Source organism: Insolitispirillum peregrinum (genome assembly GCF_900156605.1).
Lineage (GTDB): Bacteria > Pseudomonadota > Alphaproteobacteria > Rhodospirillales > Rhodospirillaceae > Insolitispirillum > Insolitispirillum peregrinum.
The window spans coordinates 707664-733170 of sequence record NZ_FTOA01000001.1 but is presented as its reverse complement, the minus strand read 5'-3'; the positions used below and the strand labels follow the sequence as shown (position 1 = coordinate 733170).

The 25507-nt window shown below is 59.3% G+C and carries 22 protein-coding genes; 16 read left to right on the top strand and 6 right to left on the bottom strand.

Going from position 1 to position 25507, the window contains the following annotated elements; translation table 11 throughout:
• Nucleotides 1–125 precede the first annotated feature (125 nt).
• The 12 genes from BW995_RS03040 (at nucleotide 126) to BW995_RS02985 (ending at nucleotide 12825) form a co-directional block, all read left to right on the top strand.
• On the top strand, nucleotides 126–533 hold the full coding sequence (locus BW995_RS03040; RefSeq protein WP_076398683.1) for a response regulator: 408 nt from the start codon (nucleotides 126–128) through the stop codon (nucleotides 531–533).
• Complete coding sequence (locus BW995_RS03035; protein ID WP_076398682.1) at nucleotides 530–2230, top strand: diguanylate cyclase; 1701 nt, start codon at nucleotides 530–532, stop codon at nucleotides 2228–2230. Before BW995_RS03040 ends, BW995_RS03035 begins: the two co-directional genes overlap by 4 nt.
• 145 nt (nucleotides 2231–2375) lie before the next feature.
• Nucleotides 2376–3533: a cytochrome b/b6 domain-containing protein gene (locus BW995_RS03030; RefSeq protein WP_076398681.1), complete on the top strand. Its 1158-nt coding sequence runs from the start codon at nucleotides 2376–2378 to the stop codon at nucleotides 3531–3533.
• A gap of 82 nt (nucleotides 3534–3615) precedes the next feature.
• Complete coding sequence (locus BW995_RS03025; RefSeq protein ID WP_076398680.1) at nucleotides 3616–4035, top strand: DUF1924 domain-containing protein; 420 nt, start codon at nucleotides 3616–3618, stop codon at nucleotides 4033–4035.
• Between the two features lie 8 nt (nucleotides 4036–4043).
• Nucleotides 4044–4523: a diheme cytochrome c gene (locus BW995_RS03020; protein ID WP_076398679.1), complete on the top strand. Its 480-nt coding sequence runs from the start codon at nucleotides 4044–4046 to the stop codon at nucleotides 4521–4523.
• A 367-nt stretch (nucleotides 4524–4890) separates the two neighbouring features.
• Nucleotides 4891–5313, top strand: a complete 423-nt coding sequence (locus tag BW995_RS03015; protein WP_076398678.1) for a MerR family transcriptional regulator — start codon at nucleotides 4891–4893, stop codon at nucleotides 5311–5313.
• Nucleotides 5314–5606: 293 nt separating this feature from the next.
• Nucleotides 5607–6356, top strand: a complete 750-nt coding sequence (locus tag BW995_RS03010; RefSeq protein WP_076398677.1) for an electron transfer flavoprotein subunit beta/FixA family protein — start codon at nucleotides 5607–5609, stop codon at nucleotides 6354–6356.
• Between the two features lie 2 nt (nucleotides 6357–6358).
• Nucleotides 6359–7291 carry an FAD-binding protein gene (locus BW995_RS03005; RefSeq protein ID WP_076398676.1) on the top strand — a complete coding sequence of 311 codons (933 nt, stop codon included), beginning with the start codon at nucleotides 6359–6361 and terminating at the stop codon, nucleotides 7289–7291.
• Nucleotides 7292–7594: 303 nt separating this feature from the next.
• Nucleotides 7595–8113 carry a transcription elongation factor GreB gene (gene greB / locus BW995_RS03000; protein ID WP_076398675.1) on the top strand — a complete coding sequence of 173 codons (519 nt, stop codon included), beginning with the start codon at nucleotides 7595–7597 and terminating at the stop codon, nucleotides 8111–8113.
• Nucleotides 8114–8263: 150 nt separating this feature from the next.
• Entirely contained in the window at nucleotides 8264–8818 is a 555-nt protein-coding gene (locus BW995_RS02995; RefSeq protein ID WP_076398674.1) for an OsmC family protein, read from the top strand.
• A gap of 59 nt (nucleotides 8819–8877) precedes the next feature.
• Nucleotides 8878–10086 (top strand): FIST signal transduction protein, encoded by a 1209-nt coding sequence (locus tag BW995_RS02990; protein WP_076398673.1) that lies wholly within the window; start codon nucleotides 8878–8880, stop codon nucleotides 10084–10086.
• A gap of 9 nt (nucleotides 10087–10095) precedes the next feature.
• A complete protein-coding gene (locus BW995_RS02985; RefSeq protein ID WP_076398672.1) occupies nucleotides 10096–12825 on the top strand; it encodes a response regulator in 2730 nt (909 codons plus the stop codon).
• A 627-nt stretch (nucleotides 12826–13452) separates the two neighbouring features.
• Here the strand turns inward: BW995_RS02985 and cutA are convergent.
• The 3 genes from cutA to BW995_RS02970 all read right to left on the bottom strand — a co-directional run bounded on the left by cutA (nucleotide 13453) and on the right by BW995_RS02970 (nucleotide 15530).
• Nucleotides 13453–13788: a divalent-cation tolerance protein CutA gene (cutA, locus tag BW995_RS21310; protein ID WP_076398914.1), complete on the bottom strand. Its 336-nt coding sequence runs from the start codon at nucleotides 13786–13788 to the stop codon at nucleotides 13453–13455.
• An 81-nt stretch (nucleotides 13789–13869) separates the two neighbouring features.
• Nucleotides 13870–14598: a CoxG family protein gene (locus BW995_RS02975; protein WP_076398671.1), complete on the bottom strand. Its 729-nt coding sequence runs from the start codon at nucleotides 14596–14598 to the stop codon at nucleotides 13870–13872.
• An 11-nt stretch (nucleotides 14599–14609) separates the two neighbouring features.
• Nucleotides 14610–15530 (bottom strand): NAD(P)-dependent oxidoreductase, encoded by a 921-nt coding sequence (locus tag BW995_RS02970; protein ID WP_076398670.1) that lies wholly within the window; start codon nucleotides 15528–15530, stop codon nucleotides 14610–14612.
• A gap of 380 nt (nucleotides 15531–15910) precedes the next feature.
• Between BW995_RS02970 and BW995_RS02965 the strand changes: the two genes are divergently transcribed.
• Nucleotides 15911–17566, top strand: a complete 1656-nt coding sequence (locus BW995_RS02965; protein WP_076398669.1) for an EAL domain-containing protein — start codon at nucleotides 15911–15913, stop codon at nucleotides 17564–17566.
• Between the two features lie 68 nt (nucleotides 17567–17634).
• Here the strand turns inward: BW995_RS02965 and BW995_RS02960 are convergent, their stop codons facing one another.
• Both BW995_RS02960 and BW995_RS02955 read right to left on the bottom strand, forming a co-directional pair.
• Nucleotides 17635–19068: a malonyl-CoA decarboxylase gene (locus BW995_RS02960; RefSeq protein ID WP_076398913.1), complete on the bottom strand. Its 1434-nt coding sequence runs from the start codon at nucleotides 19066–19068 to the stop codon at nucleotides 17635–17637.
• Nucleotides 19069–19162: 94 nt separating this feature from the next.
• Nucleotides 19163–20683 (bottom strand): NAD(P)H-hydrate dehydratase, encoded by a 1521-nt coding sequence (locus tag BW995_RS02955; protein WP_322099107.1) that lies wholly within the window; start codon nucleotides 20681–20683, stop codon nucleotides 19163–19165.
• A 151-nt stretch (nucleotides 20684–20834) separates the two neighbouring features.
• Here BW995_RS02955 and BW995_RS02950 point away from each other — a divergent pair, with 151 nt between their 5' ends.
• Entirely contained in the window at nucleotides 20835–22115 is a 1281-nt protein-coding gene (locus BW995_RS02950) for a D-amino acid dehydrogenase (protein ID WP_076398668.1), read from the top strand.
• Between the two features lie 312 nt (nucleotides 22116–22427).
• On the opposite strand, the gene BW995_RS02945 is transcribed toward BW995_RS02950, so the two are convergent.
• Nucleotides 22428–23144, bottom strand: a complete 717-nt coding sequence (locus BW995_RS02945; RefSeq protein ID WP_139332726.1) for a hypothetical protein — start codon at nucleotides 23142–23144, stop codon at nucleotides 22428–22430.
• Between the two features lie 119 nt (nucleotides 23145–23263).
• On the opposite strand from BW995_RS02945, the gene xth reads away from it, so the two are divergent.
• Both xth and BW995_RS02935 read left to right on the top strand, forming a co-directional pair.
• A complete protein-coding gene (xth, locus tag BW995_RS02940; RefSeq protein WP_076398666.1) occupies nucleotides 23264–24055 on the top strand; it encodes an exodeoxyribonuclease III in 792 nt (263 codons plus the stop codon).
• A gap of 135 nt (nucleotides 24056–24190) precedes the next feature.
• The gene (locus BW995_RS02935; protein WP_139332725.1) at nucleotides 24191–25315 is read left to right on the top strand and encodes a DUF2336 domain-containing protein; all 1125 of its coding nucleotides are present in this window, start codon (nucleotides 24191–24193) and stop codon (nucleotides 25313–25315) included.
• Nucleotides 25316–25507 lie beyond the last annotated feature (192 nt).

Below are 25507 nucleotides of genomic sequence, written 5' to 3'. Positions count from 1 at the left end.
ATAAAGGCAGGAGCTCAGCCCGGCGGGAGAGAAAGCATGCGACGAAAGCGCGGCACATCTTTCGTTGTCCAACCAAGGATTACCTTGTATTTTGTGTCCTACAGCCTGCCGAGATCGAGGAAAGCATGAGTGACGAGGCAATTCGGGTCCTGTACGTAGAAGACGACCCTGATATTCAGGAAATTGCCCGTCTGGCCCTGGAAGATCTGGGGGGAATGTCGCTGACCGTCTGTTCGTCGGGTAGCGAAGCCCTGCAGGCGTTTCCGACATCACGGGCCAATCTGGTCCTGCTGGATGTCATGATGCCGGGCATGGATGGCCCGACCACTCTCGATGCTCTGCGCCGGATGCCGGGTGGCGAGCATTTGCCGGTTATTTTCATGACTGCCAAGGTTCAGGCCCATGAAGTCCCCCGCTATCAGGCGCTGGGCGCCGTCGGGGTCATTTCCAAGCCGTTTGACCCGATGTCTTTGGCCGAACAGGTTATCGCCCTGTACCATCAGGGGCTTCAGACAAACGGGGGCCTGAAATGAGCGGGACCCACCTGAACCGCCTGCAAGGTCTGGTCGAAAAATACATCAACAGTCTGGGGGAACGGCAGGAAACCCTGCGTGCCCTGTATGCCCAGATCAGCACCGCCATCGACGCCCAGCGCGACCTGCGCCACCTGTCGGCCCTGTCGGACCTGCATCATGATGTCCACAAGCTGGCCGGTTCGGCGGGCAGTCTGGGGCTGGATGGTCTGGGGCAGGCCGCCGCCTCGCTGGATGTCTACATGTCGGCCATTCAGCGTCGGGGAGATTCCTTCAACGACAGCGATCTGGCCCAGTTCCGTGCCCTGTATCAGGCACTGGATGGGTCAATGAACACGCAACGCCTGTCCGAGAGCAGCATTCTACAGGCACATTCCGCCAGCGGAAGCCCCGCCCTTGGCGATCCACTGGATGCCCATGCCCCACTGGCCAGCGCGTCGGATGTCTGGGTTCTGCCGGACATCATGGAGCAATACCCGGCCCTGCCAACCTTGCTGGAACCGTTTGGTTTAACTGTTTCCGCAAAGTCCCTCGAACAACTGGCACTGGACCTGCCCCTGAACGATCTGCAGCCCCCCCAACTGTCGTCGGTAGTGGTCGTTCTGTGCTCGCAACAGGATGCCGACAGCGTGGCCCGGATCATTCAGCGTCGGGTGCCTGTGCTGGCTATCGGCACGGACCAGAGCCTGCAAGCCCGTGTTCTGATGGCCCGCGCCGGGGTACAGGGCCTGTTGACTCCGCCGTTGGAAGGACAAGAAATCCTTGCCCTGCTCGACCGGTTGACCCGCCCAAAGGACAACCGTCCAATTCAGGTGGTGCTGGTCGATGACGACCCGGCCCTGTCCGAACTGCTGTCCTATCAGTTTTCCAACGCCGGCATGACCCCGACCTGCCTGCCCAGCCCGCAGACGCTGCTGGAAACACTGGGGTCTGTTCAGCCGGACGTTGTGGTTCTTGACCGGAACATGCCTCGCTGGGATGGCTTTGAAGTGGCAATGGCCATTCGCCAGATTCCGCAATATGCGACCTTGCCGCTGGTGTTCCTGACCGCTGACAAACGCCCGGATTCCCGGTTGCGCGGTCTGGCACTGGGTGGGGACGACTATCTGCACAAACCGGTTGATGGGGCCCATCTCGCCACACTGGTCCGCGCCCGCGCCCTGCGCGCCCGTGCCTTGCGGGAGAAAATTGTGACCGACGGCCTGACCGGCCTGTTGAACCACGCTGCCATCGTCCACGAAGCCCAGCACCAGGTCGCCCTGGCCCACCGCCTGAAGTGGCCCCTGTGCTTTGCCCTGGTAGACCTTGACCACTTCAAATCGGTCAACGACACCTACGGCCATCAGGCGGGTGACAGCGTGCTGACGGCACTGTCACGTCTGTTGCGGCAAAGATTGCGCCGCTCGGATATCATCGGCCGCATGGGTGGTGAAGAATTTGCCATACTGCTGGTCGATACCCCGATCGACAAGGGGCTGGAGGTGATGAACTCCATCCGCGAGGCTTTTTCGCAGATCAAACACAGCATCAATGGCCACCGCTTCACGGTTACCCTCAGCTGCGGCGTATCAGCATTGGCTTCTGTCGGGCATGATGGCGACGCGGTTCCGTCACTGATCCGCCTTGCCGATGAAGCCCTGTATCAGGCAAAAGCCGCAGGACGGAATACCGTCCTCATGGCCCGACCCAACACATGAATGAATCCTGAACATCCGGCTCAGGGTTCATTCATTAAAAATCACTAATCTGATTACCTGACACGGTATTCACGAGGCATTCGGGATGGCATCCCGTTACCTTGTCCTTACCTTCGGGCCACTCTGGTAATCAGAAAGTCGCACCATGCCACCCTCCCGCGTCCCTTTGCCGCCCTGGAGCCTCACCGTCCGTGTCCTGCATTGGGGGCTGGTCTGCTGCTGCTTTGCGGCGTGGGGAACAGCATGGCTTGGCCCTCCGTCAGCATTGGCCGTTCATGTCTGGGTTGGAAGCAGTACCGGCTTTATCCTGCTGGTCCGCCTGCTGTGGGGGCTGGGGGGGCCGTGGTGGGAACGTTTCGCCTTTTTTCCACTCCGCAAAGCCACCCTGCATCTGCATACCCGTCAGATTCTGTCGCGCCAGTACCCGCCCGAAGGTCATGCCTGGCCGGGTCACCCTCCTCTGGGGGCGGCGATGGTTGTGGCCCTGCTGGTCCTGATCCTGACCATGGTGCTGTCCGGCACCATCGCCTATGGAGGTATTGAAAAAGCCGGGCCACTGGGATCATGGGTTCCGTTCTCGATCGGCGAGCTGGCCGGAACCCTGCATGCAACCATGGCCATCCTTCTGCTGCTGGCCGTTGGGGGGCATTTGCTGGGCGTCATCGTCGAGAGCCGATTGCTCGGAAGCGCGCTGGTACGGGCGATGGTTATCGGGCGACGAGATGGCAGCCATACCCCTCCAGTGATGATTCCGGCATCGCTGCCCCCTCTTCGCCTGTGGGGTGGGGCCAGCCTGATTACCCTATTGGTCGGCCTGTCGGCGCTGTTGATCAGCGGCCATGGCCCTGTGCACCCGCTGCCCCTTTGGCAAACAGAAGAAGAAGCCAACGCCACCGCCATCTACGAGCAGGAGTGCGGCGCCTGCCATATGGCCTACCCTCCGGCACTGCTGCCTGCATCCTCATGGTCGGACGTGCTGGCAACGCTGGATGACCATTTCGGCGAAGACGCCTCCCTTCCGGCTGCCAAAGTCTCGGCCCTGCAGGGCTGGCTGCCCCGCCATGCTGCCGAAAGCTGGGATAACAAGGCTGGACACGCCTTCCGGCGGGTTGACTATCACAACCCGACCCGCATCACCGCCACCCCCTTCTGGCAAGACCATCACCGCCAGATACCGATTGAAACCTTTCGTCAAAAAAATATCGGCAGTCAGGGAAATTGCCGGGCCTGCCATCAGGATGTTCAAAGTCCGGCAGATTCCGGCGGTTTCCACCGGGCAGAGATCGCCATTCCACCCCGGTAAAAAGCGCCTGCCCCAATACCCTCACCCTCACAAGACAACACCCGATGAAAACGGGGAGTTCTGGACTGGTTGGAGAAGTAGAATGCGTTCTCTGTTGATTGTTGGCGGCCTTGCCGCCGCTCTGGTCACTGGCACCGCGGCTTGGGCTGCGGGTCCTCGTGACGACATTCTGGCTGCACTGGCAGCTCAGGCCAAAGCCGAACAGCCTGCCTTTACCGGCTTTGACGCCGCCCGTGGCAAGACGTTCTTCCAAAGCGCCCACAGCGGAGGCAAGCCAGACACCCCGTCTTGCACCACCTGCCACGGCATGGACCCCCGTCAACCCGGACAGACCCGAGCGGGGAAAAGCATCGAACCGATGGCGGTTTCGCAGCAACCGACCCGCTTTACCGATCAGGAAAAGATCGACAAGTGGTTCGAGCGGAACTGTTCGAGCGTTCTTGGCCGTGCCTGCACGGCGGTCGAAAAGGGTGACTTCATCACCTACCTCAGCCAGCAGTAAGGTGCGCCATGAGCTTTTTTCGTTCCTTTACCTTTGCCTCGCTCCTGATGGCCGGAACCGGCCTGCTGTTTCCGGCGGCCAGCTTTGCCGGTGATCATCATGGCTCACGGGGGGATGACGACGACCGGGTTCCCCCGGTAACCGACCCGTTGACCCGGCAGGAATGCGGCGCCTGTCACATGCCGTTTCCGGCAGCCCTGATGCCCGCCGCCAGTTGGCAGGCGGTGATGGGGGACCTCTCCAATCACTTTGGCGAAGATGCCTCCCTACCCCCGGCCAAAGTCACCGCCATCACCGACTATCTGACCCGCAATGCCGGACGGGGTTCGCTCAGCACCGGCGCCCCGCTCACACGGATTAGCGAACAGGGGTGGTGGGTCCGCGAACATCGCAACGAAGTCTCCCCCCGCCAGTGGGAGCAGGTCGGCTCCAAGGCCAATTGCAAAGCCTGCCACAAGGGTGCTGAACAAGGCGATTTTGAACGATGACAGCGACCGGGCCTCGTCTTTTGATGACAGGCGAGGCCCGGTTTTTGGCAATATTGATACAAAAAGAACATTTGAATGGTATTTTTTCATGGAATAGGCGCACCATCCATGTAAAATGCCGCCGCGCTTTACAGAGAGGTGATCCCTCTCCTTTCCGGCAGCGCCTCCCGTTTCCGCCCCATGAAGCCGCCGTATCTCAGCTTTTCACGCTGAAAAAAAGCGGAAGAGGGCGCAAACTAAAGTTGACTTTAACGTAAAGCTGCGGCAGTCTCCGGTTCGTAATCCGAATCTCCTGATCATTCCGTGGACCGTGACCCACCGGAACAGCAGGAATCGGGCAGGACTGGTTAAGGTAGGACTGTTTCGCATGAGCGATAAGGCGCGCCTGTACAGCGTTTCCGAACTGGCAAAAGAAGTTGCCCTGACCCCGCAAGCCTTGCGCTTTTACGAGGAAAAAGGGTTGCTGAAGCCTGCCCGTTCAGCCGGTGCGCGCGTTTACAACTATCGGGACCGCGCCCGCCTGACCCTGATTCTCAAGCTGCGCCGCCTGGGGTTTTCCCTGGATGACGTTCTTGAATACATCGAACTCTATGGTACGGGGCCTGGGGGCGCCCACCAATATCGTGTCGGTCTACAAAAAATTGGCCGCCGACTGGATGAATTGCACCGCAAGCGGCAGGAAATCGACGAGGTGATTGCCGAGTTGCATGAACTGCGCGAAGAAGCCATTCGACGGCTGGAGGATGCCGAACGGGCGTCCACAGCCTCCGGCGACACTGCCGAAGGCTGATCCTGCGCTTGTCGGGCCAAAAGGCTGCGATATGACTGCTATCACGTAAACGACCCTTGCCAGAGACAGCAGAGCCTGCTTTTCTGACCACGCCGATAAGCACAAGCTGTTGAACGGTTGTTTGGTTGGCCGGGTACGTCACCGTCAGCAGATCATGCCGCCATTGGCAAAGTTTTACTGTCCGCCCGGACTGCCCCGCGCAGGCCACGGCGGTCCTGTTGAAACCACTGGCCCGTTCCGGCCTGTGGAATGCTGTTCTACCCCCACCCACCCCTGCGGAGGAGCCAACGGACATGAAGGTCCTGGTCGCTGTCAAGCGGGTCGTTGACTACAACGTCAAGGTCCGCGTTAAGTCCGACAAGTCGGGCGTTGAGCTTGCCAACGTCAAGATGTCGATGAACCCGTTCGATGAAATCGCCGTCGAAGAGGCCGTTCGCCTCAAGGAAGCCGGCAAGGTTTCGGAAATCGTTGTGGTGTCGATGGGCGTTGCCGGGTGCCAGGAAACCATCCGTACCGCTCTGGCGATGGGTGGCGACCGTGGCGTTCTGGTGCAGACCGATGCCGACCTGCAGCCGCTGGCCGTTGCCAAGTGCCTGAAGGCGCTGGTTGACAAGGAAAGCCCCGATCTGGTGATCGTCGGCAAGCAGGCCATTGACGACGACAGCAACCAGACCGGTCAGATGCTGGCCGCCCTGCTGGGCTGGCCGCAGGGTACCTTTGCCTCCAAGGTCGAGCTTGGCGATGGCGTGGTCAACGTCACCCGCGAAATCGACGGCGGTCTGGAAACCGTTGCCCTGAAGGGCAAGGCCGTGGTGACCACCGACCTGCGCCTGAACACCCCGCGCTATGCGTCGCTGCCGAACATCATGAAGGCCAAGAAGAAGCCGATCGAAACCGTCTCTCCGGCCGATCTGGGCGTTGACCCGGCTCCGCGCCTGAAGACCCTGTCGGTCGAAGAGCCGGCGGTCCGTCAGGCTGGCGTGAAGGTCGGCTCGGTGGCCGAGCTGGTGGAAAAGCTGAAGAACGAAGCGAAGGTGATCTGACGATGAGCATTCTGGTCATTGCCGAACACGACGGTTCGGCTCTGAAGGCAGCGACCCTCAACACTCTGGCTGCTGCTCAGGCCATTGGTGGCGACATCACCGTTCTGGTTGCCGGTTCGGGCTGCCAGGCCGCAGCTCAGGCGGTCGCTCAGGTGGCTGGCGTGGCAAAGGTGCTGGTGGTTGATGATGCCGCCTACACCCACGCTCTCGCCGAGCCGATGGGCGATCTGGTCGCTTCGCTGGCCGGTGGCTACAGCCACGTTCTGGCTCCGGCGACCACCTTCGGCAAGAATTTCCTGCCGCGCGTGGCCGCCCTGAAGGACGTTGCGATGCTGTCCGACGTCTGCGGCGTGGTTTCGGCGGACACCTTCGTCCGTCCGATCTATGCCGGCAACGCTCTGGCCACCGTGCAGAGCAGCGATGCCCTGAAGGTGCTCACCGTGCGTGCCACCGCCTTTGATGCCGTTGCCGCCACCGGTGGTTCGGCTGCGGTCGAAGCGGCTCCGGCTGCTGCCACCGCTGGCACCTCCAGCTTCGTCGGTCAGGAACTGTCCAAGTCGGAACGTCCCGAACTGACCTCGGCCAAAATCATCGTGTCCGGTGGTCGCGGCATGGGTTCGGGCGAGAACTTCGTGCTGGTCGAAGCCGTGGCCGACAAGCTGGGTGCCGCCGTCGGTGCCTCGCGCGCCGCCGTCGATGCCGGGTTCGTGCCGAACGACTATCAGGTCGGTCAGACCGGCAAGATCGTGGCACCGGAACTGTACGTTGCCGTCGGCATCTCGGGTGCGATCCAGCATCTGGCCGGGATGAAGGACAGCAAGGTGATCGTCGCCATCAACAAGGACGAAGAAGCCCCGATTTTCCAGGTTGCCGACTATGGTCTGGTGGCCGACCTGTTCCAGGCTCTGCCGGAACTGGCCAAAGAACTGGGCTGATTTTTCCAGACCAGCGTGCGTCAAACCTGACGCACGCTGGTCTTGCCTTTTGTATTATCGCATTGTTTTGCGAAAACCGGTTCCCACTTTTCGCACAATGCAGGTTTTTCCATGCCGCATTGTTTTGCGAAAACCGGTTCCCACTTTTCGCACAATGCAGGTTTTTTAATGCCGCATTGTTTTGCGAAAACCGGTTCCCACTTTTCGCACAATGCTCAAGCACACCAAAAAGGGCGGGGATGTCGCAAGGCGTCCCCGATCTTTTTGGTGCCAGCCTTTCTTGTATCGGACGCAAACACCCCCATGGCACGTCCCCCCGCCCCTCCCCCTGATACGGTCACCCCCGGCCCCCGCAACCTGGTTTCCCCGGCCGGGCTGGAAAAACTGCGCGCCGAGCTGAAGCATCTGTGGGGCAGCGAACGCCCAAAGGTGGTTGAGGCCGTCAGCCGGGCCGCCGCCAACGGTGACCGCTCGGAAAACGGCGATTACATCTATGGCAAAAAGCGCCTGCGCGAGATTGACCGTCGGGTCCGCTTTCTGACCAAGCGCCTTGATTGCGCCGAGGTCGTTGACCCGACCCAGCAAAAGAACCGCTCACGGGTGTTTTTTGGTGCCACGGTGGTCTACATCAATGATCGGGACGAAGAAGTCACCGTCACCATCCTCGGACAAGACGAAGCCGACCTGACACAAGGCAGCATTTCCTGGCTTTCGCCCGTTGCCCGCGCCTTGATGAAAGCTCAGGTCGGGGATGTGGTGCCCGTTCAAACCCCTGCCGGAGCTGATCACCTTGAAATCATCGCCATCCACTATCCCTCTTGATGGAAAATATGGCGACGACTTTCGCTCAACAAGCATATCCATACCTAGAAAATGGGTATTTGCCACCCCCATAGGAAGAACGCCGTTCGCCATCGCCAGAGCTTACTGTTAGCATAGGGGCAAGACTGATCTCTGACAGGGAGTATCCCCATGGCAACACAGAACAATGGCGTTGATCTTGCTTCTATCGCCACTTACGTCGATGCGGTGAAAACTGACCCCGCTCAGGGACAGGTCAAATTCGTCGCCACATCCCGCTGGGAAGGCGGCACACGCAGCACCATCTCGGTAGACCAGTTTTATGCCAACGGCCAACCGGCAGCCCCGGCAGGCCGTTCGTTCAAAATCGTTTGCGATGAGCCTGCCGTTCTGGGGGGAACCGATCAGGGCCCCGGCCCCGGTGAACTGATTGCTGCGGCCCTGTGCGGCTGCCTGACCGCTGGCATCGCCACCAATGCTGCCCTGTTCGACACCGAGCTGGACGACATCGAGGTCACCACCGAAGTTGACTGGAACATGCTGGGGCTGCTGGGATTGGACCGGAGCGTCCCCAGCAGCGCCAAAGGCGTCCATTACACTGTCCGGCTGAAAGGCAATGATCCCGAAAAGCTGCGCCGGGCCAAGGAAACCCTCGACCGCAAATCCGCCATCCTGAAAACCATTGAAGCAATGATTCCCGTGACCACCACGGTTGTCATCGAGTAAAATCGCCACTCATCAACAAACAAAGCTCGAATGTACGGGACCAAAAAGGGGGAAGGGCAATGCGCGTCGGTGTCGGATACAGCGAACACGGCGACAGCCGCATGGCGGGAATTGAGGCCGTCTCGACGGCCCTTTCCGGCCTCCCCCCTGCATCTTCCTGTGATCTGGTGATGATTTTCTCGACCGCCCAGCACGATCCGGCGGCCTTGCATGCCGGTATCCGTTCGGTGGTCGGCCCATCGCCCCGCCTGATCGGTGGCTGGTCGGTTGGGGCAATTACCAATAACTGCCTCGGCTATGGCGGCCTGCAGGTCGGCATTGCGGTTTTCCACTTCGAGACCGTGCAATGGGCGATCCTTGCCGAAGGCGATCTCGCCCGTGATCAGGAAGCCGCCGGTCATCGACTGGGCGAAAGCCTGCGCGCCCTGCCGCTGGATGATGATGCGGCGGTCATCATGTTGTATGACTCCGTTGATCGGACCAGTGGCCGCATGAAGCTGAACATGGCCACCCCCATTCTGAATGGGGTCCACACCGCCATGGACGGCTTTCCCCATCTGGTCGGGGCGGGCCTGTGCGGAGACATGACGGGCCGCCCGACCTGGCAGTGGATTGACGACGACCTGCGCCAGCAGAGCGTTTTTGCTCTGGTCCTGTGGGGTGGTATCCGGATGGACAGCGTGATCATGCATGGCTGCATGCCCGCCACCGGCTATCGCACCATCACCAAGGCTGACGGAGCCGTCATCCACGAGATAGATCACCGTCCCGCACTGGAGGTGATTGCCGAACTGCTGGGGGATTCCGGAGTCAGTCCCAAGGAATACGGCTTTTTCGTCACCCTTGGCCGCAACATGGGGGAAAAATGGGACGAGCCGGATGAAACTGCCTATGTCAACCGCATGTGCCTGAAAGCCAACGAAGAAACCGGCAGCCTGATCATGTTTGAACCGGATCTCGTACAAGGGTGCGAGGTCCAGCTGATGCACCGCTCGGTCACTTTTGATTACATCGCCCCCAAAATTGACGCCCTGTTTGAGGCGGCAGCGGCCCGACGCCCCCTGTTTGCCCTGTACATCAACTGCGCGGGCCGTGCTGCGGCATATTCCGGGCTGGACGGAGAAGACGGTGCCGTCGTGCAGGATGCCGTTGCCGGACGCGTCCCCTTGCTGGGCTTTTACTCGGGTGTCGAAATTGCTCCGGTGCGTGGCCGCCCGCAACCACTGGACTGGACCGGGGTGTTCTGCCTGTTCAGTCTGCCTGCATAGGGGAATGCCATGAACGAACGGCCAGCCCCAACCTCTGCCCCCCCAACAGATGACCCCACCGCACTGCTGGCAGCCCTGTCCGAACAGCAGCAACGAGCCGACTATTTCCAGCGGCAGGCCGAACAATTGGCCGCCCGACTGGTCAAGGCCGATGCGGTTGGATCAACCCTGCGCCACGAGCTGGAGCAGAAGCGACGGGGCTTTTCGCTGCTGGCGGGCCTGAGTGCAGCGCTGACCCCGACCTCGAACGCCCACGCCATTTTCCAGACCACCTGCCAACGGGTTAACGCCACCCTGAACATGGAACGGACAGTCGTTCTCAGGCCGGTTGCCCGCGACACGTTCACCGTCGCCCTGACCCAGGGCTATGAGCGCAATCAGGCCGAAGCCCTGCTGGCAACAGAGATCCATGTGCCTGTTGATACCCTGCTGCAGAACGGTTACGTACTGATCACCAGAGAAAGTGGCCGCGATCACCTGCACGACCTGCGGACCGCTCTGTCGCTGCCATTCCTGATCGCTGTTCCGGTCATTCAGGACAACGACGTGATGGCAATCATCATCACCGGCCGCACCCGTGAGCAGAAACCGTTCATGCCCCGGCTGGGGCAAGGGGACCGGGAGACGTTGCAGGCCATTGCCGCCTATGTCAGCGCCATTTTTGCCCAGGGAGCGATGCTGGATGTCGAGCACATGAACCAGCGTTTGCGGCTGGAGAATGAGCGTATTTCCATGGCCAAAGAGCAGGCCGAAGGGCTGGCAAAGGCCAAGAGTGAGTTCATTGCGGTCATTTCCCACGAAGTCCGCACCCCGATGAACGGCGTACTGGGGCTCAGTCGCCTGTTGCTGGACAGTGACCTGCAACCCGAACAGCAGGATTTGGCACAAACGATCGTTTCATCCGGGGAGACCTTGCTGGGTATTCTGAACGAAATTCTGGATCTGTCCAAACTGGAGGCTGGTCGTATCGAGCTGGAGAAGCTGCCGTTCCACCCGGTCAGCATGGTCGAAGACTGCATGGCCCTGATCGCCGCCCAGGCATCCGACAAGGGGCTGGCGCTGGCCTGCCACGCCGCCGCCGATGTCCCGGACACACTGATCGGCGACGGAGCCCGTGTGCGCCAGATCCTGATGAACCTGATCGGCAATGCGGTCAAGTTTACGGAACGCGGCAGCGTCAGTGTGGCAACCAGCATCGCCCCGCCCCTGCCCGGTGATGCTGGCGTAACGGTGCTGTTCAGCATCACGGATACCGGCATTGGCCTGTCAGAGGAGGAAAAAACCCGTTTGTTCCGCCGCTATGAACAGGCAGGGGCATGGGTCAACCGCCGTTTTGGTGGCACCGGTCTGGGACTGTCGATCAGCAAACAACTGGCCGAGCTGATGGATGGCACCATCACCGTTCACAGCACCCTTGACCAGGGGACAACCTTTATTGTCACCCTGCGTCTGGGCCATTCCTCCTCCACTGGCCCCGGTCGCCCCATTCCCCATATCCCGGAAGGCCAGATGGTCCTGATCGCCGACCCGGACCCGATAGCCCGTCAGCTTCTGACCCGGCAACTGGAAATGTGGGGACTGATCGTTGGTCAGGCCGCGACCATGGAAGACCTGTACGATTGCGGCCCATTGCTGCAGCAGGGCGGAGCCATCATTGCCAGCACGCGTTTGGGGGCCGACATCGCCGCCTGCCTGCAAACGGTGGCCAGCAACAGCGGTGTCGGCAGCTCACCGCGAGCCCTGATCCTTTCCTGTGGGTCAAAGCGCTTACCGCCAGCCAAAGAGACTGCCATTCCGTGGATTGCCGAGCCGATACGGGAAAGCAGCCTGAAAGCAGCCATCGAGTGGCTGTTTGCCGCCCCGTCCAAGCGGTCAAACACGCCATCACCACACTTCGCCGTCATGAGCCCCCCGGTGGAAGGCCCCTCTCCCTCTCTGCCATCCCTCTCGATTCTTTTGGCTGAGGACAATATTGTCAACCAGCGGGTTGCCATTGGGTTGCTCGAACGTCAGGGCGCGCGTGTTGTCGCCGTTGAAAATGGCCGGCAGGCACTGGCCGCCCTGCAGCACACCCGGTTCGACCTGATCCTGATGGATCGGCACATGCCGGACATGAACGGGATTGAGGCTGTACAGGCGCTGCGCCGACTGCCACCTCCCTATGGAACCTTACCCGTTATCGCCTTGACGGCCGCCGCTTCGCAAGCCGATGCCCAAGAATGCCTTGATGCCGGCATGAATGCTTTTGTTTCCAAGCCCATTGACCCCAAGCAGCTTTATCAGGTCATTCTGTCTCTGGTAGAGCCATCATCATCGGCGCAGACACCGGCCCTGCGCCTGCCCGCTCCAACCCTGCTCCCCACGCGGGGCATCTGTGCCGGGCATAATCCGAACGATCCTGCCATCATTGCAGATTTGGTCCGGGATCTGGGAATCGACATCCTGCAGGAACTGAACAACGATTTCAGCCATAGCTGCCGAAACCTGCTGGATACCATCAACACCGCCATTTCGACCCGCAATCACTCGGAAATGGAATATGCGACGCACAGCCTGAAAAGTGCGGCAGGCTTTCTGGGGATACGGGAACTGGCTGACGCGGCAGCCGAGATCGAACAGCAGGCAAAAATGCAGGCTGAAACTGTCTGGCAAGCGGCCGCACGGCTGAGCATGCTGGCCGCCGATGGACAGCGCTGGCTGGCCGCCATGACCCTGCACCATACTCAGAACCATAGATGAAAAAGAGAGTCCCCCTGCTTTGGGGACTCTCTTTTTTATTACCCGAGTCACCGCAAACTCGTGGTCGCGGTTCTCCAGTTACATCAACAACGCGTTACACACGCCACCGAGGTAACAAACAGACGATACACCACGATCAGGCACGATCGAAACGGCGCACCATCTTTCATACTGCCGACGAAGACACCCTGTGAATGTTCCCATTGGACAGGATGCCGAACGCGCCGACTACCGCCGCCCGAATACCGAGTACGCAGACCCAATTCCGGATCCCCGACTGGATGATGCACGATGGAAGGCAACGTCCAGACGATGACGGCGCTGGGTTTCACGCCGAGCCAGTAAACGCAACGGAAACACCAACACAAAAAGCAAGAGCAGGAACTCGCACACGTCCTTCTCCTTGAGCGCTACAGCCGAAGACTGCTTGTTATTATGATGGGCCTTTTTGGCCTCACTGGTCTCATGCCCCACAGGCAGGACCCTTTGCGTCATACGCAAGGGTGACAATAGTCCTTTGTTGCAGGCTATTTCAACATGTAATCACATAAAAAATGGCAGCCAAAAGAACTACATCACCTGCCCTGCCGATAATACTACTTTCTATAAATAACGCATAAATTCATATCAGCGAGCAACACTCTGCCTCATCCATGACAGAAAGTCGCCACAACCCCCGGATACAGGAACTGTAACAATGCATGGTAATTCGTAAGAATGCATATTCTTGATTAATGAAATGGCCGGGTCGACACACGTCGCTGTCGTCTTCACTATGAATGCAACCTCTGTAGAGGTTTCAGTTTTGTCTTCCCAGCGATATATTGACGTCGTCGGTCCTAGAATATTCACGCATGCCGCCAGTCGGGCATCAACCAGCGATTGCCCAATCGCCAAGGCTTGCTGCTGATCTGCCGCAGTACAATACAGAATCTGCACGTCAACTTCTGTCTGCCTGGACATATCCATATCCATCTCCACGCCAAACACCAGGATCCAGAGCGGGTATCGTGGCTTTAAAAAATACGAAACCCGCCCTCAGCGTTACCGCAACACCGCCAGCAACAGGACGATCAACGCAAACAAACCAAACCCACCCGCAATAACCAGCAGCCGGGGATCACTCAGCGGAACCACGGGCCGCGGCAAGGATGTGATGGACCCACTCGGTGCTTTGGCGGCGACACTCCCATCATCCAGGAGCGCATCCCAGTCTGCCAGCAACGTGCGCGCAGCACCGGTCGAGGCAAAAAGAATGTCGTCGCCCACAGGCTCCGCCTCACCCCCACTCAGGCGATCTTCCTCCTGCTTGGAGGCTGCTGCCATGGCAACAATCAGACGGCGGGTAAAGCGGTCAAAGAATTCATGGGCCGTACGGTCCGCCATTCCCTTGACCAGCTTGCTGCCAACGTCGGCCAGGATGCCGCCAATATTGGTTTCACAACGGTAGCGCAGGCAGCACCCGCCATCGTCCTGATCACTCAGCTTGACAGAGGCAAAGCCTTTGACAAAGCCCGCTGCACCACCTTCCCCCTGCCCATTCAGGGTATAGGAGCACAACGGCACCACGTCGCTCAGCCAGAGTTTTCCGGCAAAACGGGCACTGATCGGGCCAACGCTGGCCCTGATCGTCGCCGACAGGGTTTCCGGACCACTCCATGCCAGTTCTTCACATCCCTCAATGCACACGCGCAAAATGGAGGGGTCGTTCAAGGCATCCCACACTTTGCTCCGTGGTGCAGGAACGCTGTATTCACCGGTAAACTGCATCATTCCCCTCCCTGCTACTCGTCGCCGTCTGCCGAGGGCCCAGCCCCCTGCCCTTGCTGCTGGTACAACGTAAAGATCCCCTGCGTCCCGCACTCGCGGCCACCCTGTTCGGCAAACCGGCCAAACTGGTGCAACGCGGTCTGCAACCCCCGCAGGTCCAGCCCCATGGCCTCGGCCTCACTGGCCGCGATCCCCATATCCTTCAGGAAATGGTGCACAAAGAAACCAGGGGCAAAATCGCCCTCGCTCATTCGCTTGCCCAGAACATTCAACTGGAACCCACCAGCCGCACCGCCACCGATGACCCCCAATACCTTTTCCAGATCAAGCCCGGCATGGGCACCATAGCTCAGGGCTTCGGCCACCCCGACAATGGTCCCGGCGATCACGATCTGATTCACCATTTTGGTGTGTTGACCGGCACCTGCGCCCCCCAGCAGGGCAATCGACTTGCCCATTACCTGAAACAACGGCAGGGCACGCAGATAGGCGGCTTCATCACCACCGACCATGATCGCCAGCGTCGCATTGCGGGCGCCCACATCTCCCCCTGATACCGGAGCATCAAGCGCGGCAATTCCCCGCTCGGCAGCCTGCGCATGAATGCGGCGGGCCAAGGCCGGTTGCGAGGTGGTCATGTCGATCACCAAACCACCGGGCGCCATGTTCGGGACCAGCCCGTCATCGCCCAGATAAACGGCTTCGACATCATGGGGGTAGCCGACCATGGTGATAACAATGGTGCAGACCCGCGCCAGCGAAGCGGGCGTATCGTGCCAGACGGCACCAGCCTCCAGCAATGCTTCGGCTTTTTCCTTCGTCCGGCTGAAAACATGCACCTCATATCCGGCCGCCAGAATGTGGCCTGCCATGCTTTGGCCCATGATCCCAAGACCGATAAAGCCGATACGTTCTGCCTGCACGGCGCTGCTCATCTTGCCAACCTCCGAAGGTTTCCTGAAGACTGCCGGGGAGCCATCCCCTTGGCGGGCACTATACCTGTCTGCACCAGGCTCTCAAGCCCCGACACTCAACCTCTTCAACCTACTGCATGCCAGTATGGCGCGTATATCCCTTTTCTCTGATCCCTTTCACTGGAAAGTCTGAAAAGATGAGAAACGCCGGACAAACCTCCTTTTTTATCGCTTTCCGCATAAGACGAATGAATGAACATTCACTTCAAGCATTAGTTCCATTCATTGGTATAAAAAGACTATCCATGATCTCTATCAATATAGAACAATATGTGATAGAGAAAAAATTACGATTTTAGTCGCTTATACCATTCTTTACCCCCCACTCCGAGAGGCTGCCGATGTCGCAGAGCCCAGACTCCTCTGCCAAATTGCGCGAACAACGCGACCGCTTTGTGGCCTTTGCCTTCGCAGGCGCCGAGGCATTGATCGAGCTGGATGACCAGCGGACAATCACCTACTGCGCCGGAGCATCGGAATCCCTGCTGGGGGGAGCCCCCGAGGCCCTTGTCGGTCAATCCCTGCTGAATCTGGTCGCCCCCGAAGATCAGACCATGCTGCAGGAACTGATCCGCCGTATTGAGACTGTCGGTCGCATGGACCGCATCCGCATCCATTTTCAGGCTGCAGGGCGTCAACCCGTCGCCGCATCCCTGTCGGGTTTGTGCTTTCCCGGCCGCAAGGAAACCCTTTACCTGACAGCCAGCCGTGCCCATGGCGGCAATCCGGGCAAGACACAGATTACCGCGCCTGCGCGTACCAAAGAAGAATTCGCCCAGATGGCCGAACAGCGGATGCAGGAGGCAGCCCAGTTCGGGGACGAATTGCGCATGACCCTGATCGATCTGGCAGATTCATCGCTGAACGAACGGATGGATTCCGAGGCTATCGGTACCTTTTTGCAAGGCGTCGAAAGTTACCTGCGTGCCTGGTCGGTGGGCGGGAATTCAATCGGGCAGATCGACGATACCAAATTCGGCATCATCCACGATAAGTCCCTGCAAGTCGAACAGATGTCCAGTCGCATTTCCGACATCGCATCCCTGTTCGACCCGTCCGGCGCCGGGCTGGAAGTCAAGGCGGTCAGTGTCGAGCTGGATCGCAGCGTGATCACCGAAGAAGACCTGAACAAGGCGCTGATCTATACCCTGACCTCGTTTGCCGAAAATGGCGGTAAGGATTTTACGCTGAAATCCCTCAGTCAGGGTTACCAGCAAGCACTGGACGAAACGCTGACCAAGGTGACAGCATTCCGCGAGGCTTTGAATTCTGATTCGTTTACTTTGGTGTACCAGCCCATCGTCGACCTGAAGGCATGGAGCGTCCACCACTACGAAGCCCTCGCCCGCATGCAGCAAGGAGAACGACTGTTCCTGCCGGCGCGTTTCATCGGCTTTGCCGAAGATTTCGGGGTGGTCAACGAATTCGACACCATGGTGGTCAAAAAAGCCATTGCCGCGTTGCGGGCAGGTAAAAAGCTGCACGGATCAGCGCAAATTGCCGTTAATCTGTCAGGAAAAAGCCTGTCAAACGAGGCGTTCGTCCATGGACTGTTCCTGTTGCTGCTGGAAAACCGCGATATCCTGCCACGGATGATGTTCGAATTGACGGAATCCTCCGAACTGGCCGACCTCGAATCTGCCAACAAGATCCTGCAGAAAATACGCTCGTTCGGCTGTAAGGTCTCGATTGACGATTTTGGCGCCGGAGCCGCTGCCTTCAACTATCTCAAGGCCCTGAAGGTTGATTACGTCAAAATTGACGGCAGCTATATTCTGGACGCCTTCCACACCACACATGGCAAGCCTTTTCTGAAGGCCATCGCACACCTGTGCCGTGACATGAACATTCAGAGCATCGGCGAAATGGTGGAAGACAGCCGGACCATGTGGTTGCTGAAAGAGGTCGGGGTGGATTTCGGGCAGGGGTATTTCTTTGGACGCCCGTTGCCGGACATTACCGGCTTTTCCCTCTCCCCTATTCCCAAGACCCGCTAACCATTTGACGTCACGGGCACAGGACCACAAGGTCGGAAAGAGCCGTTGTGGTCCTGTACCTGTGCCATTCAACCCTTGAGCAAAGCCCGCACAGACGATGACAGGACAGCCTTGCCCTGCTCGCTGTAGATTTCATGGTTCCGCTCGATTTCATTCAGCTTGTACAGATAGTTGACCATCAGGCCATAGGCCTGCTCCATTCCGTTCACCGAACGGTCGCCCACCCAGTTCAGCCGTTCGATCCGCGCACCGTTGGTCAGATGAAAATGCGCCACCGGATTGGCCGCCGTTGCCACTCCGCCTTCCTCGCGTGCCGGACGTTTTTCCAGCGCCAGATACAGGGCCCCCAGCCGGATCAACGGCTCACGGACCACCTCGGCCAGGGCAGCATCCTCCAGCAAATCCGGACGTTGCAGGCATCCTGCCAAGCCAGTTTTTCCACTCAGCCCCTGCTTTTTGGCAAAGGCTGCCAGTTGCTTCTGCTCGGCGGGCAGCAAGGCTGCATCGCCCTTTTCCGCCAGATAGCCATCCAGCCATTTGCGGAACCCCGGCATCGGCGACAAGGTGGCAAACGTCTTCAGGTTACTGAATTCCTTGGACAGCGTCTGCACCACTTTCTTGATCAGGAAATTGCCGAACGAGATGCCATCCAGCCCGCGCTGGGCATTCGAGATCGAATAGAAAATCGCTGTATTGGCTTCACTGGCATCCCCCACCGGCGCACCGATATCCAGCAACTCCTGAATGTTCCCCGCCAGACCGGCCAACAGGGCCACCTGGACAAAAATCAGCGGCTCATCAGGCATCCGTGGGTGGAAAAAGGCATAGAGCCGCCGGTCTGAATCCAGGCGGTTCTTCAGATCGTGCCAATCCTTGATCGCATGCACCGCTTCGTAGGCAACGATTTTTTCCAGAATGCTCGCCGGGCTGTCCCAGGTGATCTGCCGCAATTCCAGAAAACCCACATCAAACCAACTGCGCAGCAGATACTTCAGGTCATTTTCCAACCCGCGCAGATGGCGATCCTTTTTAGCCAGCGGCATCAAATCCGAACGCATGTCCACCAGAAACTTGACGCCATTCGGCAGGGCATTGAACTGCGTCAACAGCTTGCGGCGCGGCGCATCAAGTGTTTTTCGCAACGACCGTTCAGCCTTATCCCGCACCTCGGGATCAACAGCCGCCAGCAGGCGCGAAATCGCGGCATCCACCGCCCGATGATCGGTGTCAAAGTCTTCGGCCATCAGACGCAGGAAACGCTCCTTTCCCTTGGCATTCAGGCTGAGGTAAGCCTTCCCCAGTTGCGCTGCGCGGGTGCGGGCGGATACGTCCCCACCCTTGCCTTCAAGGCAGGACTGCATCTGTGCCCGCACAATCTCGCGGTCACTATCAGGCAGGTCCGGCTGCAGCCCTTCGACCATCGGCTCTTCACGTTGCGGCACCAAATCGCGCCACAAGGTTCCCAGGCGCTCCATCAGGCCCGGTGAAAAGAATTCTGCCATGGCACTCCCCCCAAACTGGTTTTGCCCCAAACTGGTTTTGATCATTGCGCGACGCATTTTCACCGATCGCTATAATATCCTAATATGCCTACCCTTATAAGGTGGTCTCCACCAGCAGACGACGCAAGACTGTGGGTAGACATTCGGGAAGATCCTCTGCGATCAGTCCCGGCCCAAGCTGCCGCCCCACCTCGGCATGGAGCCAGGCTCCGGCAGCCGTAGCGGAAAACGCAGACATGCCTTGCGCTGCCAGCCCGGCGATAAATCCGGCCAGCACATCGCCACTGCCTGCGGTGGCCAGATAGGGCGAGGCCTGCGGCGTGATGACCACCGCACCATCAGGTCGCGCCACCAGCGTATCGGCCCCCTTCAGCAAAACGCACGCCCCGCTCAGGACGGCGGCTTGACGGCTGCGGTCAAGACGGCTCCCCGCCAGACTGCTGAACAGTCGCTTGAACTCTCCTTCGTGGGGTGTCAGCACCACCTGCCCGGCAGAGGACTGGATCGCAGCAAACAAAACATCAGGGTGATCAGCAAAAGCGGACAGCCCACCGGCATCCAGAACAATCGTTCTCTGCCCTTGCCTCAAGGCCATCAGCACCAACCTGCGGGTTTCGTCATCGGCAGGCAGCCCCGGTCCGATGACAACCACGGTCCGGTGTGCATCCTGCAAAGCCTTCAGCGCATCATCCTCGCTGTCCCATGGTACCTGCAAAGCGCCGGGTGCATCGCTGCCATAGACTGCCAACGCCGATGCAGGAACCGCCGCCGTTACCAGCCCGGCACCAATGCGCCGGGCTCCCCGCATTGCCAGCCGGGCGGCTCCGCTCATGGCGGCACTGCCAAAGATCAGCACATGCCCACGGCTGTATTTATGGTCGCTCCACGATGGGCGCGGCAAAGCCCAGACAGCCGTTCCGTTGAGGAATGTCTGGCAAAGCAACCCTGCTTCATGCTGCGGGGTCAAGCCGATGTCAGCCACCCGCAAGGCTCCGCAGTACGCCTTGGCGGGATACAGGAAATGAGCAGGCTTGGGGCGGAAAAAGGTCACTGTCGAGAGGCAGCGCGGTGCGTCCCCCAGAATCTCCCCACTATTCCCTGCCACACCAGACGGCACATCGACCGCAATACACTTTATAGAACGATCGTTTATTCTACGGATGCATGCCAGAACATCACCGTCTACCGGACGGCTGAGGCCAGCCCCGAACATCGCATCAACAACCAGAGCAGCCCCGTCCAGGCAATCCTCGGTCAATGGCACGACCGGCTCCTGCAGGGCCTGCCACCGATGCGCATTCACCAGAGCATCCCCACGCAGCACCGTCACATCAACACAGCAGGCCAACCGAACCCGATAGCCGCCTTGACGCAACAGGCGGGCGACGACAAAGCCGTCTCCGCCGTTATTGCCGGGGCCACACAGCACCACCACCAACCCCTTGCGGTCCTCGTGTATCGCCATCACGTCACGGGCCACCGCACGACCGGCATTTTCCATCAAGTCCAGCGTTGGCACCCCGGCCCGGGCGGCGGCGGCATCAACGGCGGACATTTGTTCGACAGTCAGCAACGCGGCGTGCTGGCTCGAAGGCAAAAGACCGGAAACACTCACGACGGACCTCGCGGATCGTATGCGGGACGTGCGCCAACTGTATGGCAGGCATGAAAACAGGGTAGCAGGGCTTCCCGCCCCTTTCCAGCCCGGCCCACAGGCCTTATAACGTCAGCAGTCAATTGGCCCAATCCCATCAGGAGGATAGGCGGTGGATATCGTGGTTTTGGGGGCTGGGGTTACTGGCGCCACCAGCGCCTGGTTTCTGGCCCGTGACGGTCATCGCGTTACAGTTATCGACCGCCAGCCTGCAGCAGGAATGGAAACCAGCTTTGCCAATGGCGGCCAGATTTCCGTTTCGCACGCCACCCCATGGGCCACGCCCCAGACACCGCTCAAAGCCTTGAAATGGCTTGGCCGTGATGATGCCCCGCTGATTTTCCGCTGGTTCCGCCGGGATCCGGCGCTATGGGCATGGGGGCTGCGTTTCCTCGCCAACTGCACGCCCTCTGCCTGCGCCCACAACACCCGGCACACCGTCGCCCTTGCCATGCATTCCCGCACGGTTCTCCAGGGGCTGAGGCAAGAGCTGGGCTTGTCCTATGATGCCCTGACACGGGGTATCCTGCATATTTTCCGCGATCCCCGGGAATACGAAGCCCAATGCCGTTCAGCCGAAATCATGGGGCGGAGCGGGCTGCCGCAGGACATCCTGACCCCTGCCGCCGTGGTCGCCCTCGAACCAGCCCTTGCCTCAGCCGCCCCCCAGCTGGTCGGCGGGTTGTATTCCGCCGATGATGAATCCGGCGATGCCCACAGGTTCACTCAGGCCATTGCCCGGCAGGCGGCAGCCATCGGAGTAGACTTTCAATATGGAACGAGTGTCCAATGCCTGGAGACCAGCAAAAGCGGCATTGCGGGCGTTGTCTGCGAGCAACTGGACCCCACCGGACAACCGGTTAGTCGCCGGTTTCAGGCCGACGCCTATGTGCTGTGCATGGGTAGCTTCAGCCCAAAAATCGTACGTTCATTAGGTTTTTCTCTGCCCATTTATCCGGCCAAGGGGTATTCGATGACCTTGCCTCTGGCAGACAACGAACCCAACGCTCCGACCATTTCCATCACTGACGATGAACATAAAATGGTCTATTCCCGACTGGGTAACCGCCTGCGAGGGGCTGGTACTGCCGAGCTGGCTGGTTGGGATCAGCAGTTGCGCCAAAAGCGGGCCGAGCAAATCCGTTCCAACGCCGAGGCCCTGTTTCCCAAGGCAGGAGATTATCGTCAGGCGACCTTATGGTGTGGCCTACGCCCCAAAACACCGGACAGCCTGCCGTACCTGTGCCAAAGCCCGGTCGCAAACTTGTACCTGAACACCGGACACGGCACGCTGGGCTGGACGATGGCTGCGGGCAGCGCCCAGATACTGGCCGATCTGGTGGCTGGCCGCCCCACCGCCATTGACACAACCGGCTATCGCCTGCGGCGTTAGCCGGGTGCGAAAAGTGGAAACCTGTTTTCGCAAAAACAATGCGACAGAACAAAAGGTTAGATCAGTGTGCCTGTGTCAAGTCACGGTACACGGCAGTTAGCAAGAAGGTGCAGGCTGCCGCCTGAAACCGCTCGGGGCCTGAGGCCCCGAACCCCCATTTTTTCTTTCAATATCAAGTCAATGAGGTCTGGGGCCGACTGGCCCCAGCGAGGTGTGAAGCAGCGCTCCACGTCCTTGTTTCCTTACTGTCGTTACTGTGGCGTCAGATTTAACGCACGCTGATCTAACGTGCTCCCCCACACGAAGGCAGCCTCACCAGTCGGAGCACAACGCCTGAATTGAACGATAGTTCTCGGCACTGTCCAGCGTCTGGTTACGCTGACGCTGGGTCTGCTGCATCGGCACCAGCAAAGGCTCGATCAGCGTACCAAGACGATCGTTCATTTTCCGCTCCAACCCGCTCTGACTGCTGGCAAAGGAACTTCCTGCGCGATCCAGAACCTGCTGTGCCTGCCCTTGCAGCCCCGGCAGGTATTCGGCCACGGTCCGGCGGTTGATGGCAACATGCTGGCGTTCGTGATCCAGCACCGCCTGATACTGACAACTGCCTTCCGGATAGTCCCGCGGGATATAAATCACCTGCTCCTGAAAGCCGATCACCAGCGTGACCGCCGTAAAATGGCCGCAGACCCCGGACGGCGTTCGGCTGACCATGGTCTCTGCCGTCGAGCTGACCACGAAACTGGCATTGGTGACGCCAATGGAAGACCAGACATACTGGCCGCCGTCAGGATTTTGGACTCCCGCGACAAATTGCCCCTTTGTTTTTGCCCGGTTCACCAGATCCTGAATGGCCTTTTTGCTTTTGCTGTGGTCAATCCGCTCTCCTCCCGGCTGCGGCTTGATGTCCAGCCGCACCGGCTCGGTCACTGCGGGGCATTGACCTTGTGACTGCGCGTAAGACGGCATCGCCAGTGCCATCAGGATCGTCGCGGCACACCCGACCCGAATTGAAAAGGCTCTATCCATTGGCCCCCCAGGCATGGTTCTATTCCTCTTTCTGCGCTCACGCTGCTGTCGTCGGATCAAGGGCTGTCGTCGGATCAAGGCAGGCGGCTCCGCCCTGTTTGTAAGAAGATAAGGTTATCATGGTCAAGATTGCTACCTGGAACGTAAACTCGATCAAGGCGCGCCTGCCGCATGTTCTCCGCTGGCTCCAGGAGGCAAGCCCGGATGTGGTCCTGCTACAGGAATTGAAGTGCGTGGACGAGGCGTTTCCTTTTCTGGAAATCGAGGCTCTTGGCTATCGCTGCGAGGTCCATGGTCAAAAGACCTATAACGGCGTTGCAATCCTGTCGCGCCTGCCCGTCGCTGATGTGCAGCGAGGGCTGCCCGATCTCGATGGCTCACCCTGCCCCGACGATCCGCAAGCGCGGTACATTCAGGCCCGCATCGCTGACCGCATCACCATTGCCAGCCTGTACCTGCCCAATGGCAACCCCGTCGATACCGAAAAGTTTCCTTACAAGCTGTCGTGGATGGACCGACTGAACCGCCACGCCCAGCGCCTTTTCGCCCGCAACGAGATGACCGTTCTGGCCGGTGATTACAACATCTGCCCCACGGATGAGGATGTGTACGACCCGATCGGATGGCGGGATGATGCGCTGTGCCGCCCAGAGAGCCGTCAGCGGTTCTGGAGTCTGCGCCATGCGGGCTGGACGGATGCCTATCGTGCCCTGAACCGCGAGCCGAATCGCTATTCTTTTTGGGACTATCAGGCCGGAGCCTGGCCAAAAGATCGCGGCGTGCGCATTGATCACCTGTTGCTCTCTCCGCTGGCCGCAGACCGTCTTATGGCTTCCGGCATAGATCGCAAGCCACGCGGGGAAGAAAAGGCTTCGGATCATACACCTGTGTGGTGTTCCATAGACTTTTGATCAGTGACCCAGATCACAGCGTATGCGGTATGATAGATGGATACTAAGCGGTAAGATCGGTATGGTTTAGCCTTGCTTAGAAAAGGGGGAAGCTTGACCGATGCGCTCTCCCTGTCTCTCTATGGGCCGAATGGCATGACACGCTCTCGCACCGCCTTGCTGCTGTCGTTCCTGGAACCAGCAGATCATCTGGACGAAGCAGAACTCGCCTGCGTCGTTTCCGATATGTGCATCAATGACGGCGACCCGCTGACCCACAACGAAGCCATCATTGCCTATGATATTCTGGAACGCCTGTACCCCGGAGCTGAACATGCCATCCGGCGGCGGCTGGCAGAGCAGTTTGCCGTTCGCGACGATATCCCGCATTCGTTGCTGGTTCTGCTCGCCAACGATCAGATCGAGATTGCCCGGCCAGTGATCATGCTGAGCCCACGCCTGAATGATGATGATCTGATCAAGATCATCGTCGAGCGCACCCATGAACATCGTCTGGCCGTCAGTGTCCGCGAAGACGTTTCCAGCAAGGTCTGTGATGTGCTGGTCTATCTGGGGGACGAAGACGTCATCCTGAATCTGGTCCGCAATCAAGGCACACGGTTCTCCGATCATGCCTTCAAGCGGGTCGTCACGATTTCACGCACGACGGCCCCGCTGCATCAGCCGTTGCTCCTGCGCCCGGAGATGCGGGCCGAAATGGCGGCACTGATGTACCAGTGGGTCGGTCAAGCCCTGAAGCAGTTTATTGCACAAAACTATGGTGAAGCCCTTAGTGCCCGTCTTGATGCCGAAATCAGTCAGGCCAGCCATTCGGCTCTGCATGAAGAATCTGTCCGGCAAACCCATGCCCCCTCGTCCATTCCATCAGGATTTGGCGGTCTGATGGTTGCCCTGCGCAATGGCGACATGAAGGCAGCAGAAACTGAAATGCAGCACCTGACCCGCCTGCCGGTCGCAGCGGTGCATCGGATTCTTTATCACGATAACGGGGAAGCCCTGGCTGTCGTTTGCCGCGCAGTGGGCGCAGATCGCTGTCTGTTTTCCGAAGTGGTCACCCGCCTGCAAGCCCGCCCGCCCTATAGCACGTTTATAAGTTCCAAGGAATATGCGGTCGCAATGGCCGCTTTCAAACGCCTGAGCCAGCGTCAGGCGGAGTTCGTCTTGTCTCACTGGCGGGAAAAGCCAACGTCGGTTTGGGGAAACCCCGGCCACGTCAACGAGGCCTGGAACCTGCGCCATAAGGACGGCGAGCGTTTCTAGAGCAATGAGCGTTAAACCTGACGCCACAGTGCACGACAGTTGATGGAAAGGAATGGGCTCTCGCCCAAACCCATTCGGGGCCTGAGGCCCAGAACCCCCATTTTTCTTTCAATATCAAGTCAATGAAGTCCGGGGCCTCAAGGCCCCGGCGAGGTGTGGAGCAGCGCTCCATGATCTTTTTGTCGTGTCCTG